General features: G+C 37.3%; 13 protein-coding genes. All 13 read right to left on the bottom strand.

Annotated elements, in window-relative coordinates; genetic code table 11:
• Positions 1-30 precede the first annotated feature (30 nt).
• Positions 31-1,074 carry a dihydrolipoamide acetyltransferase gene (locus TZ91_RS03520; RefSeq protein WP_000752716.1) on the bottom strand — a complete coding sequence of 348 codons (1,044 nt, stop codon included), beginning with the start codon at positions 1,072-1,074 and terminating at the stop codon, positions 31-33.
• A gap of 557 nt (positions 1,075-1,631) precedes the next feature.
• Positions 1,632-2,624 (bottom strand): alpha-ketoacid dehydrogenase subunit beta, encoded by a 993-nt coding sequence (locus TZ91_RS03515; RefSeq protein WP_033686949.1) that lies wholly within the window; start codon positions 2,622-2,624, stop codon positions 1,632-1,634.
• A 15-nt stretch (positions 2,625-2,639) separates the two neighbouring features.
• Entirely contained in the window at positions 2,640-3,608 is a 969-nt protein-coding gene (locus tag TZ91_RS03510) for a thiamine pyrophosphate-dependent dehydrogenase E1 component subunit alpha (protein ID WP_033686948.1), read from the bottom strand.
• A 142-nt stretch (positions 3,609-3,750) separates the two neighbouring features.
• Positions 3,751-5,121 (bottom strand): sodium-coupled multidrug efflux MATE transporter PdrM, encoded by a 1,371-nt coding sequence (gene pdrM, locus TZ91_RS03505; RefSeq protein ID WP_023948179.1) that lies wholly within the window; start codon positions 5,119-5,121, stop codon positions 3,751-3,753.
• A 41-nt stretch (positions 5,122-5,162) separates the two neighbouring features.
• Entirely contained in the window at positions 5,163-6,431 is a 1,269-nt protein-coding gene (locus TZ91_RS03500) for a dihydroorotase (protein ID WP_033686947.1), read from the bottom strand.
• 12 nt (positions 6,432-6,443) lie between these two features.
• Positions 6,444-6,908: an NUDIX hydrolase gene (locus tag TZ91_RS03495; protein ID WP_001135756.1), complete on the bottom strand. Its 465-nt coding sequence runs from the start codon at positions 6,906-6,908 to the stop codon at positions 6,444-6,446.
• 9 nt (positions 6,909-6,917) lie between these two features.
• Entirely contained in the window at positions 6,918-7,571 is a 654-nt protein-coding gene (locus TZ91_RS03490) for a uracil-DNA glycosylase (RefSeq protein ID WP_045597078.1), read from the bottom strand.
• A 61-nt stretch (positions 7,572-7,632) separates the two neighbouring features.
• A complete protein-coding gene (pynA, locus tag TZ91_RS03485; protein WP_033686946.1) occupies positions 7,633-8,325 on the bottom strand; it encodes a pyrimidine 5'-nucleotidase PynA in 693 nt (230 codons plus the stop codon).
• Positions 8,326-8,444: 119 nt separating this feature from the next.
• The gene (locus TZ91_RS03480; RefSeq protein WP_033686944.1) at positions 8,445-8,657 is read right to left on the bottom strand and encodes a hypothetical protein; all 213 of its coding nucleotides are present in this window, start codon (positions 8,655-8,657) and stop codon (positions 8,445-8,447) included.
• Between the two features lie 350 nt (positions 8,658-9,007).
• Positions 9,008-10,690, bottom strand: a complete 1,683-nt coding sequence (locus TZ91_RS03475) for an ABC transporter ATP-binding protein (RefSeq protein WP_033686942.1) — start codon at positions 10,688-10,690, stop codon at positions 9,008-9,010.
• 21 nt (positions 10,691-10,711) lie between these two features.
• Complete coding sequence (locus TZ91_RS03470) at positions 10,712-11,431, bottom strand: ABC transporter ATP-binding protein (RefSeq protein WP_033686941.1); 720 nt, start codon at positions 11,429-11,431, stop codon at positions 10,712-10,714.
• Between the two features lie 135 nt (positions 11,432-11,566).
• Positions 11,567-12,307 carry an ABC transporter permease gene (locus TZ91_RS03465; protein ID WP_033686939.1) on the bottom strand — a complete coding sequence of 247 codons (741 nt, stop codon included), beginning with the start codon at positions 12,305-12,307 and terminating at the stop codon, positions 11,567-11,569.
• 171 nt (positions 12,308-12,478) lie between these two features.
• The gene (locus TZ91_RS03460) at positions 12,479-13,114 is read right to left on the bottom strand and encodes a TetR/AcrR family transcriptional regulator (protein WP_045597076.1); all 636 of its coding nucleotides are present in this window, start codon (positions 13,112-13,114) and stop codon (positions 12,479-12,481) included.
• Positions 13,115-13,519 lie beyond the last annotated feature (405 nt).

The raw sequence follows: 13,519 nt of genomic DNA, 5'->3' as shown, positions 1-13,519 counted from the left end.
TCTATATCTTAAAAATGAATACTCTTACTCTTAAATCAACATTGAGATTGGGTTTTCAATCAACTCTTTCAAGTCCTTCATAAACTTAGCACCAGCCATACCATCTACGACACGGTGGTCAATTGTTAAACCAAGACTCATGATTGGGCGAATGACAATTTCACCATTGACGACAACTGGCTTCTCAATTGTCGAACTGACACCAAGGATAGCTGAGTTGGGTTGGTTGATGATAGGACCAAAAGACTGAACACCAAACATTCCCAAATTACTGATTGTGAAAGTTGAATTTTGCAGTTCGCTTGGAGCTAATTTACCATCCAAGGTACGGCCAATAACATCCTTGAAGGCTACAACCAGTTCTGAAAGACTCATCTTCTCAGCATTGTAAACAACAGGTGTCATTAATCCATTATCCATCCCAACTGCCATGGCAAGATTGACATAGTTGTGAGTGATAATAGTCTTGCCATCTTCTGTCAATGAAGCGTTGATGTATGGGTGTTTCATAAGAGTCTTAACAACTGCAAGTGAAAGAAGGTCTGTTACAGTAGTCTTCTTCCCAGTTGCTTCCATGATTGGCTCAAGAACCTTCTTACGAAGAGCCAACATTTCAGTCATATCAACTTCATAGTTGAGGGTGAAGGTTGGCGCAGTTAAGTAAGATTCAACCATGCGTTGGGCAATAACCTTACGCATTGGTGTCATCGGGATACGTTCTATTTCACCGTATGGTGTTACGTTATCAGGAACTTCTTCCACTTTTTCAATCTGAGCAGGAGACTTGATGGTATCGTTTTCGATATTTTCAGGAAGCAGGGCCAAAACATCCTTCTTCATGATTTTACCACGATGACCGGTTCCTTGGATTTCCTGCCAAGCAATGTTATGTTCGAGGGCAATTCGTTTTGCAAGTGGCGAAATGCGAACCACGTTTGTGTCTTTATAAGTTTCCACGTCTTCTTTGTGGACACGACCGTTTGCACCTGAGCCAGAAACGTCGTAGAGGTTGATCCCTAAATCATCCGCTAATTTTCTAGCTGCAGGAGTCGCTCTTAGCTTGTCATCAGCCATGACCTCTCCAATTCTAATTATGATACTAAGGGCGTTAAAAGCGACTGAAAAATAGGAAATCGACGATGGTTTCGATGAAGCCAAGGAGATTTATCTTTTTTCCGAGCTTTTAGCCCGTGTTCGAATATAAGATATTAAGGACGCAGAGGGCAATGAAAAAATAGGAGATTAACGATGTGTTCGATGAACACAAGGAAATCTATCTTTTTTTCGCAGACCTCCGTCCGAATTCAATTAAATGATGTAAAGGGCGTTTAAAAGCGACTGAAAAATAGGAAATCAACGCAGACTTTGATGAAGTCAAGGAGATTTATTTTTTTTCCGAGTTTTTAGCCCGTGTTCAACTCTACAAGCAACTTGGATACAACACGTATCTCAAGTTGCTACGGTTGCCGCTATTAGGCGGTCAACCTAGTAGACTTACTAAGTCGTTCGTCGAATAACATCGACTCGACTCTCTCCTGTCGCAAATTTGCAAATAACTTGGGTACAATACATATCTCAAGTTACTAAAGTTAAAAACAACTGTTATTTTACATAATTTATCTTATGTAGTTCTATTCTTTGTTATAAGTTTTTCGGATTGCATCTTTGATGCTTTCAACTGTTGGAATCATTGCATTCTCTAGGTTTTGCGCGTAAGGCATTGGCACATCTTCTCCTGCACAGCGGCGGATTGGTGCATCTAGATAGTCAAATGCTTCCGATTCTGAAATAATAGCTGAAATCTCTCCGATATAGCCACTTGTTTTATGGGCATCGTTGACCAGAACAACCTTACCAGTCTTCTTCACTGAGTTAATGATGATATTCTTATCAAGCGGAACAAGGGTACGTGGGTCAACAATTTCAACTGAAATGCCTTCTTCTGCTAATTCTTCAGCAGCTTGAACCACACGGCGAAGCATTTTTCCATAAGTAACAACTGTTACATCCGTACCTTCACGTTTGATTTCCCCAACTCCAAGTGGAATCGTGTAGTCTGGATCAACTGGTACTTCCCCTTTTTGGTTAAATTCTGACTTGTACTCAAGAATGATAACAGGGTTGTTATCACGGATAGAAGACTTAAGCAGTCCTTTCATGTCCGCAGGCGTACCTGGTGCTACAACCTTAAGTCCTGGGATATGAGTGAACCAAGACTCTAGAGATTGTGAATGCTGGGCTGCAGAACCAACTCCGTTACCAGCTGCACAACGAACAGTCATTGGAACCTGACCTTTCCCACCAAACATATAGCGTGTTTTAGCTGCTTGGTTTACGATATTGTCCATGGCAATGACCGAGAAGTCCATAAAGGTCATATCGACGATTGGACGAAGGCCTGTCATGGCTGCTCCTGCTGCTGCACCTGAGATGGCAGCTTCAGAAATCGGACAGTCACGAACGCGTTCTGGACCAAATTCTTCAAGCATTCCAACAGAAGTACCGAAGTCTCCTCCGAAGACACCGACATCTTCTCCCATCAAGAACACATTTTCATCGCGACGCATTTCCTCAGACATAGCAAGGATAATGGTGTCACGAAACGACATTGTTTTTGTTTCCATTTTATCTCTTTCTCCTTAGTCTGCGTAAATATCTTCAAAGGCTGATTCAAGCGGTGGGAATGGACTTTCTTCTGCAAATTTAACAGAAGCTTCTACTGCTTCCTTGACTTGCGCTTGGATTTCTTCCAATTCTTCGGCACTTGCAATGTTATTTTCAATGAGGTACTTGCGAAGGTTTTCGATCGGGTCTTTTTGTTTCCACAATTCCACTTCTTCACGCGTACGATATTTACCAGGGTCAGATGATGAGTGACCAAGCCAGCGATAAGTAACACTTTCAATCAAGACTGGACCATTACCACTGCGAACATGGTCTACAGCTTTCTTAAATCCTTCATAGACATCGATGACATTGTTACCGTCTTCGATGAACATTCCAGGGATTCCATAAGCGGCGCTACGTTGATGGATATGTTCTACATTAGTCATTTTCTTGATATCCGCAGAGATACCGTAACCGTTGTTAATGCAATAGAAAATGACTGGCAGGTTCCAGATAGAAGCCATGTTCACTGCTTCGTGGAAGACACCTTCATTAGTAGCTCCATCCCCAAAGAAGCAGACAACGATTTTACCGGTATTTTGCATTTGCTGACTGAGGGCTGCACCGACAGCGATCCCCATACCACCACCTACGATACCATTGGCACCAAGGTTACCAGCATCAAGGTCAGCAATATGCATAGAACCACCTTTACCTTTACAGGTTCCAGTGTATTTACCAAGGATTTCAGCCATCATTCCGTTGAGGTCAATTCCTTTGGCAATAGCTTGTCCGTGACCACGGTGGTTTGAGGTAATTAGATCATCTGGATTGAGAGCCAACATAGCACCCACGTTAGCTGCCTCTTCTCCAACAGAAAAGTGCGTCATTCCTGGCACTTTCCCTTTCTTTACTAATTGCGCAATTTTTAAGTCCATACGACGGATTTCTTCCATCTTACGGAACATCTCTAGCAAAAGATTTTTATCTAAAATTGACATCTTCTTGCCTTTCTAACTTTCTTCTTACCTTACTATTTTACCGTTTTTGGCAAATACTGTCAAAGTTTTTCTAAAGAAAATTTCACAAATTAAAAAAGAAAACCCCATAGGAATAAGGGGTTTTCTTATCAAGAATATTTTTTCACAAACTTTGTATCGTTTGTTTTGCTAAAGATTCAAATCTCTTCATAATCACAGTTAAACGCCAACGGTAGAGAACCCCACTCACAATTAGACTAATAATCAAGCCGATCCAGTAAGAATAAGCTCCAAAATCTGTTAGAGAGTCGAATACCATAGCTACTGGGAGTGTCACCCCCCAGTAACCAACCAAACCAAGGTAAAAAGGAATAACGGTATCCTTATACCCCCGTAAAATTCCCTGAAGCGGTGCCGCAAAGGTATCTGCTAATTGGAAGAAAAGACTATAAGTCAAAAAGCGCGCTGTCAAATCAATAAATTCTGGGTCGTTACCATAAAGACTAGCCACATTTCCCCTAAAGATATAAAGGAAGGATAAGGTGAAGGCCGCAAAAATGAGGGCAGTCCATCTTCCTAGACCAATATAGGTTTTAGCATCATCAAATCGCTTGGCTCCCACTTCATAGGAAACGACAATAGCCATAGCCGATGAGATACTCATAGGAAAGGCGTACATAAGACTTGAAAAGTTCATAGCTGACTGATGACTAGCGATAATCAAGGACGAAAACTTAGCCATAATCAAGCCAACCACAGAAAAGATAGCTACTTCCGCGAAGACAGTTCCTCCAATAGGCAGACCTAAGCGAACTCCTTCCTTGATTTTATCCATATTAAGCGGAATGCGTTTCTCAAAATGCAAGGCTTTGAGCTTCTCCTGTTTAAATAAGACCAGAACAGAAATCCCAAGCAAGACCCAGTAGGCCAAGGAAGTACCTAAACCAGCACCAGCACCTCCCAGTTCTGGAACACCAAAGGCACCGTAAATCAAGAGATAGTTAAATCCGCTATTGAGAGGGAGTAACAAAAGCATGAGGTACATGGACAGTTTGGTCAAGCCCAGCGAATCCAGCAAGGAACGAATGACACTAAAGAGCAACAAGGGGATAATCCCGATAGATAAAAACCAGAGATAGCGAACCGCTACTGCTGCCACCGGTGCTTCTAGTCCAATATGATTCAAGATTGGTGGTGCCAAGAAAAGCACCATCCCCAGCAAGACCACAGATAGACCCAAGGCCAAATAGATGAACTGGTAAAAATCGGATGCAACTTCTTCCTTTTTGCCTCGACCAAGATGGTGACCAATGATGGGCACCAAGGCCGATACAATCCCTGTTAGAAATGTAAAGAAAGGATTCCAGATACTGGTTGCCATAGACACACCAGCCAAGTCCATGGTATTGTATTGACCTGTCATAGTCGTATCAACAAAGGAAGCAGAATAATTGGCAAATTGATAAATCAGGATAGGAAAAAATATCTTTAAAAATAAGATAAACTTGTCTTTAAAATGATGGGTTTGGTACATATAGGCTCTCTATTCTTTTTGTTTACAGACCAGACTCCCACCTAGTTTTGATAGACGATTTGTCCCTTACAGATGGTGTATTTAACCTGCCCTTTTAAGGTTTCACCGATGAATGGTGAATTAGCTGCTTTGGAAGCAAAATGGGAGTCCACAAGGCGGTCAGCCTTAGCATCAAAAATAGTAATATCCGCTGGACCATTCTCAGCCAAGTAACCTGCTTCAAAGTTATAAAGCTTGGCTGGGTTATAGGTCATCTTTTCGAGTAATTCCATCAGGCTTAACTCACCAGCTTCTACCAAATAGGTCAAGCCGAGAGAAAGAGATGTTTCCAAACCTGTCATACCAGATGGCGCTTTGGTAATATCCTCAACATTTTTTTCATCTGCATGATGAGGCGCGTGGTCTGTCGCAATAACTGTAATGACACCTGACTTGAGACCTTCAATCACGGCAAGACGGTCTGATTCCAAGCGAAGCGGTGGATTCATCTTAGCATTGCTACCTTGTGTCAAAAGAAGTGCTTCTGTCTTAGAGAAATGCTGTGGCGCTACTTCTGCTGTGACTTGCGCACCCAAACCTTGAGCAAACTCAACTACTTTAACACTTTCTTCCTTAGACAAATGCTGGATATGGACATGAGCCTTGGTCGCATAGGCAATCATGACATCACGCGCCATCATAGCATACTCAGCCACCCCAGTTGCACCACAGATATGGAAATGTTCTTTAGCGATATTTTCATTAAAGCCAAGAATCCCATTCAATCCTGGATCTTCCTCATGGAGACTAATAAAGGTATTAAGCTTTTTGGCTTCCTCCATGGCTTCCTTGACAACTTTACTGCTTTCAAGCGGAATACCGTCATCTGAGAAACCAACCGCACCTGCTTCTAAAAGTGCCTTAAAGTCAGTCAAATCTTGGCCATTAAAGTTCTTAGTAATGGTCGCAACCGTCTTAACATTAATCTTCTCTTTGGCAGCTGAATGGAGAACTTCTTGCAAGGTCTCTACATCCGAGATGGTTGGACTAGTATTAGCCATCATGACAACCGTTGTAAAACCACCTGCAGCAGCTGCTAGGGCACCTGTATGAATATCTTCCTTGTGAGTTTGACCAGGTTCACGGAAATGAACATGAATATCGACCAAGCCAGGAGCAACTACAAGACCACTAGCATCTAAGATTTCTGCTCCTTCTTCCTTGACCTCGGGCGCAATTTTGATAATTTTCCCATCTTGAACTAAGACATCACACACTTGATCCAAACCAGACTTGGGATCCATTACACGACCATTTTTAATTAGTAGCATCTTCTTTCTCCTTTATTCATAGAAATCAACTTGGGTATCCAACAATTTATCCCCATCATAGACAAACTTGGCTGAAAAGAAGGGTTTATCCTCTAAAAGCCACTCAACAAAGGTATGATCCCCTTCCCAAGTCGGCTTACTCAAAACCTCGTCATAGGGAACCCATTCTAGCGTCCCCTCGTTGCAGTCAATCAAGTCCCCCTCGAACTCCGTCACCTTAAAAACATAAGTGTACCAGTCTAAATCTGGCGTAAATTCAGGAAAAGTGATAACACCTTTTAGAACTGGTTTGGCTTTGAGTCCTGTTTCTTCAAGGATTTCACGCGCCGCGCATTCCTGAGGCGTCTCTCCACGCTCCAGCTTACCACCCACACCAATCCATTTACCAGCATGGACATCATTGGGTTTCTTATTGCGGTGGAGCATGAGCAGTTCTTTCCCGTTATCAATGTAGCAAATTGTCGCTAACTGAGGCATATTTTCTCCTTATCTAAGCCAATCGATTGGCTCTTGTCCTGTCTCTTTTAAGAATGCATTGGCCTTGGAAAAAGGCTTGGAACCCCAAAATCCTCTGTAAACCGATAAAGGACTGGGATGGGCTGATTCGATAATCAAGTGATGAGGATTGGTAACCAAGACCTTCTTCCTACGTGCATAGGCTCCCCAGAGTACAAAAACGACTGGTCTATCTAGATGATTGACCACCTGAATTACAGCATCCGTAAAAGGCTCCCATATCTGACCAGCATGACCATTGGCCCGTCCAGCAGGAACCGTCAAACAAGCATTAAGAAGCAAGACTCCTTGCTCAGCCCAAGACGTCAAATCATGAGATTTCTTAACCCCGATATCATCTGACAATTCTTTCAAGATATTTTGCAAGGATGGTGGAGCTGGGATAGAGTCCGGTACAGAAAAACTCAAGCCCTGCGCTTGACCTGGCCCGTGATAGGGATCCTGTCCCAGAATCACCACCTTAACGTTTTCTAGGGGTGTGGTCAAGAGAGCCTGAAAAACCTTTTCCTTGGGTGGATAAACAGTCCCCTGACCATAAACCTGCTCCATAAACTGATTGATTTTCCCAAAATACCCCTCGGGTAATTGCGCCTTAATCAAAGCATGCCAAGACGAGTGTTCCATAGCCGACTCCTTCATTTTTACTGCCTCTATTATAGCAAAAAGTGGCTTTCTAAACCACTTTTTACAGTTTATCTAAATAATCCAGCAAGTCTTGATAAGAATGAACTTCGTAGGTTGGCTGGGCTTGTGTCTTATTTTCCAGATGATGGGGATTGTACCAAATAGTATCAATCCCAGCATTATTGCCACCTTGAATGTCGGCGGTTAGAGAGTCTCCAATCATCAGCGTCTTTTCTTTGCTAAAACCTGCAATCTGTTGACCAATTTTTTCATAAAAAAGAGCATCCGGCTTTTGTGTTTGCAGCTGTTCAGAGATAAAGACTTGATTGAAATAAGGTGCCAGACCAGATTGAGCCAAGCGCCCTGTCTGAATGGCAGTAATGCCATTTGTCGCAGCATATAGCTCATAATCACGCTCGATGAGGCTGTCCAAAAGTTCATGAGCACCCGAAATCGTTTGCCCCTGCTGAGCGAGGTAAAATTGGTAACGCTGGGCAAGTAAAGTACCGTCCTTCTCAAATCCAAAATGGGTAAATAAACGAGAAAAGCGCGTGTTAACCAGCTCTTGTTTACTAATTTTCTTTTGCTCCAAGTCCTTCCAAAGAGCCTTGTTCATAGGAACGTAATAGTCTTTATAAGCCTGAATATCTATAACCCCTTCTTCTTTTAGGAGTTGCGTCAAAGCCACATCCTCAGCAGCATCAAAATCAAGAAGAGTGTTGTCGAGGTCGAAGAGTAAGAATTTGTAGGGCAATTTGAAGTTTTCCTTTCTAAGATAAACAACTTTAACTTCAGCCAGCTGTTTAATGTAAAAACTTAAAAGTGGTATAGTATCACAAAGAATAATCGTTCCAATTGATTAACTAATCCATACTATTCTAGTGATTTATAGAAAAATCTTCTATAAATTCGAGCAATGGTTAAAATAAATACGGAGACTACCCCTATAATAGTTAAGGCTAATTTTCCTACCCTTGTTTCAGCATTTATTATGTAAGTGTGAAATAAAGGTGCTAGACCTAGCAAAACATCTAAGATGTAGAAAGCTAATTTTATCTCTCCGATATCAGCAATAAAATGTTTCATTTTAAATATTCTCCTTTGAAGCCCCTAATGTTTAAAAACAATGACTGCTTAAAATTAAACAGCTCTAAAATCTAAATATTTGTCAGAGATAAGCTATACTAAGATTATTTTTTAAGCACAACCTTCTTGCTCTTATGGTTTAATTATATTATAACACTATAAAATTCTCAATTTAATTGATATTTACCATTTAATCATATTCGATGAGTTGTATTTTACAGATTAATATTATTTAGCCTTCTTTTTTAGTCACTTTTCAATTCTCAAACTCCCTTTGTTTATACAACCATAATATTATTGAAAAACAACTTGAGATTAAAGATTTTCATCCTCTTTTTATTCTGGTAACACTACACACTCAACTCAACCAATTTATAAAATTCACCTTTCCTATCCATCAAGTTATCAAAAGAACCATCTTCAACAATAACTCCATTTTTCATAAAAAGAATTCTATTGTATTTTTTCAACATGCTCTTATTTAACTTATGCGTAACAACAAGAACCGTCAAATCTTGAATTTCTAAAATTGAATTTTCAATTTCAGTAGTAACTTTATTATCTAAAGACGAGGTAGCTTCATCTAATAATAAGATTGGTGTTTTTCGAATTAAAGCACGCGCAATGCTAACTCTTTGTTTTTGTCCTCCAGATAAATTTGATCCATTCTCTCCACATAAAGCTTGTAGACCTAATTCATTTTCTAAAATATAACTTTCTAAACCAGACTGCTGTACAGCTTTTTTTATATCATCTTCAGTAAAGGATTGACTAAGGGTAATATTTGCTTTTAAAGTATCATCAAAGATATAAACATCTTGCTGAACAATAGTCATTAAGTTATAAAGGCTCTCTGCTGAAATAGCTTGCAAATCTTGATTATCAATTGAGATATACCCACTTGTTACATCATAGAAACGCAGTAATAGATTGAGTAAAGTTGATTTTCCACTGCCTGACATACCTACTATTGCAATTTTTTCCCCCTTTTTGATCTGCAAAGATAAATTATTAAAAATCTTTTCCTCAGCATTAGGGTAGGAAAAATTTACATTTGAAAAAGAAATGACATCATCAAAATATTCTTTCGTTTTACCAGTTTGAAGTTCGATTACATCTTTTACCTCAAATGAATTCAGTGTAGCCTGACCTTCACGGAATTTACTCATTCCCATACCAATTTCATTTAGTGGCATTACTACAAAATTGACTAGTTGAACAATAGCTGTAACACTCCCAATTGTGGTATGCCCACCGAAGACCAGATACATTCCTCCACCAAAGGCTACTAAAAAAACAATCATCCCTGAAAGTTGAGAAATAACATTAGATAAAACATCAAATTTCCCTTTGATGAAATATATCTCATCCAATTTTTCGCTTTCGTTTTTGTAATCTTGACGGATAGACTCTTTCACATTAAAACTTTTTATAACTAGAAACCCTGCTAAAATATCTTTAACCTTAGCTAAATATTTCTGATCGGCTATCATAGAACTATTTTGTAGAGAGGCTGATTTTTGTCCAATAAATCCTGAAATCATCATAGGAATAATGCTAGCAATGATAACTAATAAGGTCAAAAAACAATTACCTATAAACATGGCTACTAGTGAGAAAATCATTAAGGAAATATTTTTTGAAATATTAAAATACTGGTGCAAATAATCCTGCTCAATTTTCTTCATGTTCTCAGTTAATATTGAAATAAATTTCCCTGATTTTTCCTTAGAAAATTCTCTATAATCCCTATCTAAAATAGATTTAAACACCTTATTTTTGTATCTTGACATAATCTGCCTAACAAGTTTATTTCTTAATCGAAGGGATATAAAATTAAGACTGGCATAGATAAATATTACGATAGCACCTATTAGTATCGCTTGGGTTAGAGCTTCCCTATTTTGGGACATTCCACTATCAATTATAATTTTAATAGAATAAGCAAAAGCAATATTAGTTAAAGGAACTAGTATATTAAAAATCATGAAAGTATAAAAAGACTTCTTATGGTACTTTGTCAATTGTTTCATTCCTAATCTACCTCATAATTCTTAAATTTCATTTAGAAAATGTGACATAAAATATTCTTCTAAGTCAATATTCTCTCTCCTAATCTCTTTCATAGAGACTTGTTCTAGCATTTCTCCATTTTTGATAAAACCAATTTTATCTGCTATCTGTGAAATTTCCGATAATATATGACTCGATATTAGTATTGTAATTCCATGTTCCTTTGAAAGCGACAACAAAAGATTTCGAATTTCTTGAATTCCTATTGGATCTAAACCATTGATTGGCTCATCTAAAATTAACAATTTAGGTTTTGTTAGAAACGCACGAGCTAAACCAAGTCTCTGTCTCATTCCTAACGAAAACTCTTTTACTTTTTTAGTCGTATTTTTTAATCCGACCATCCTTAAGGCTCTTATTATATCTGCTTCGGTAATATTTTTCCTCATATATTGCGCGTGAATTTCCAAAATTTCTTTTGCTGTGAGGTTTTCATAAAAAATTGGTGTTTCAATAACACTTCCAACCTGACTTAGGATTTCTTCTCTGTGTTCTTGTAGATTTTTCCCAAAAATTTCAATACTACCTGATGTAATTGTTGATAAGGATAACATACATTTCATTAACGTTGTTTTTCCAGCACCATTCGGTCCTAAAAAACCATAGATTTCTCCTTCAGCAATTTGAAGGTTGATACCACTTAAAATTTCTTCTTTATCAATTGTTTTAAAAACTTCTTTTACTTCAACAATATTTCTCATTTCTATCTCTCTTTCTATATCTAGCTTTAAATGCAAGGATTTTTCTTCAGGAGTATAAATACCAACTTATACAGTCTCTTCGTTTAAATAAATCATCACAAAATTAGCACTTTCCTTCCATTAAAATTAGCTATACTACTTGATATTAATATCTTTTCTTGAAATAGTATAAATTGAAAATGAAACAATCATTAAACTTATGAAACTAGCAAATATTAAGAAGAATAAGTTATCAACAAAATTATTAGTTAAACTACCTGGACTTACATTCGAAAGTAACGCTGCTAAACCAAGTCCTGAAAGCATTGTTATAGCTATTGAATGCCTAATCATACCTAAAACAAAAGGTAGTATTCCGATTAATACTGTTCCAACCGTAATTCCAGCTAAGTTAATCATTTGATTAGCTATTGGTATATAATTTGATTCGGTTAAAACTGCTACTAATTTAATTAATAATTGAATAACTAAATGTGAAGTAAAATGAGCAATAAATGATATCAGAATTACTGTAAGCACTTTTCCCCATAGTAACTTTATTTTAGAAACAGGGTAGGAAAACAGCTGAAAAATTGTTCTTCGTTTAAATTCATCAATAATAATCGTAGACAATAAATAAGATTCAAAAATCAAAAATGCTGCTTTAGTAAATAAAGATCCAAACAATGATGTTGCAATTGCCCAACTTCCCCATTTATCAGTAATTTTAATATTATTGGCACTCTGTCCAACAAAATCTCCCAGTTTATTATCAGTACCTAACCCCATGATTATGATTCCTGTAATACCTAATATTATCAATATAGTACCCAACCAAGCAAAAAATAATTTTGATTTTGAAACTTTATTTAATTCAATTTTAATAAGCGACAACATAGATTTTTCCTCCAAAAAATTTTATTAATATTAATTACACTATTCAAAAAGCACCTCGCATACTTCTGGTATGTTAAAATTCAAAAAATAAACATACTAAAGGTATGTATGATGGAATTTTTAATACCATATCTAGAGTATGGTATTTTTTAAAATATCAATACTTAAAATTTATTTGACACATTTTAAGTGATCAAATAATTGGAAAATTACTTCCATCATTTCATCAGTAATCAACTGCACCCCCAAACCTTCAAAAGTTAGTTTAATGAACTTCATTTTACTCTTTAATTCTTCTACTGAATAAATAGAAATTTGGAACCCAATCCAAATATTCAAAGTTAAAACAATCAAATCAGCTAGCTCTTCAGGATATTCTGTTTTAATTGATTTATCTTTAACACCTTCGAAAACTTTTTCTCTAATCCCTGGTAAAAAATCAGAAAATAAACTTAAATACTGCTCTCCTAACAAACGTGGACTTCTTAGCATAATTGAGACAGAGTATACTAATCTTTGTTGTTCTAAATTAGAGAACGCATCCATCAAAGAATTTTGTATTTTTTCTAATGCAGTATCTCCTCTCCAATTGTAATTTAAAATTTCTTGATTATTTTCGCTAATGATTGATTGCAATATTTCATCTTTAGACTCGAAATGATGATAAATAACACCTTTCGTCAATCCACCTAACCCATCGATTATATCTTGTATTGAGGTATTATCAAATCCTTTTTCTAAAAATAAATCTTTCGAAACTTCTAATATTTTTTTTCTAGTTTCATGTGAGTTTCTATTCCTTGCCATTATAACTCCTTTTCAACATACTAACGGTATGTAATCTCATTATAATGCAAGAAACTAATAATGTCAAGATTCTTTTTATCCCCTCTAATTTTCAAAATTCATTGGCAAACTACTATCCTATACAATTGACAGCTCAAATCTTTCAGAATAGAACAATCCTATCTATCGAACACTCTAACTTCATAAATATATATGTAATCCTAAACCTAGAATTACTATAAAATAAATGTTTTCGCACTATTCTAATCCATTGATTGCCTTAAATTTTAATTTTTGAAGGATTCTAAAGCTAGAATGGTCCCATCACAATCTGTTTTGAATGATTCACAATTTAGAAACGCTATGATTCTACTCCTTTTACATTAAAAAGGAACTGCCCAAAGCAATCCCTTTCTGATTTTGGAA

The sequence above is a fragment of the Streptococcus mitis genome (assembly GCF_000960025.1).
GTDB classification, from domain to species: Bacteria; Bacillota; Bacilli; order Lactobacillales; family Streptococcaceae; genus Streptococcus; species Streptococcus mitis_DH.
Note: the sequence above shows the minus strand (reverse complement) of the source record. Positions and strands in the feature narration are given on the sequence as shown.